The sequence below is a fragment of the Pseudomonas sp. Kh14 genome (assembly GCF_900291005.1).
Taxonomy (GTDB): domain Bacteria; phylum Pseudomonadota; class Gammaproteobacteria; order Pseudomonadales; family Pseudomonadaceae; genus Aquipseudomonas; species Aquipseudomonas alloputida.
On record NZ_OLKJ01000222.1, the window covers coordinates 1 to 249 of the forward strand.

The 249-nt window shown below is 64.3% G+C and carries 1 protein-coding gene; it reads right to left on the minus strand.

What is annotated here, in order from left to right:
• Window positions 1–3: 3 nt before the first annotated feature.
• A partial coding sequence (locus FQ668_RS28725) for a hypothetical protein (protein ID WP_218570925.1) occupies window positions 4–249 on the minus strand: 246 nt, incomplete at its 5' end.

A 249-nucleotide genomic window follows, 5' to 3' on the forward strand; every position in this document is an offset into this window, starting at 1 on the left:
GGGTTAAATTCCATAGCCGGGCAGGCGCTTGACGCGCAGCCGGGCGTTGGCGGCCGAACTGTTTTTAAAAGCTCGTTTAGTGAGATCGAACTCCAGCCGTTTGCCGGGATCGAAGAGCGCGGCGAGCGCGACAAGTGACGCCTGCGTGATGTTTCCGGCGTAGGCGAAGTCAGAGCCGACCGGCGCGCCGCCCTTGATGGCGCCGAGCCACTCGTGGTAGGGGGAGCCGCCTTTCACGCGCGGGTAACG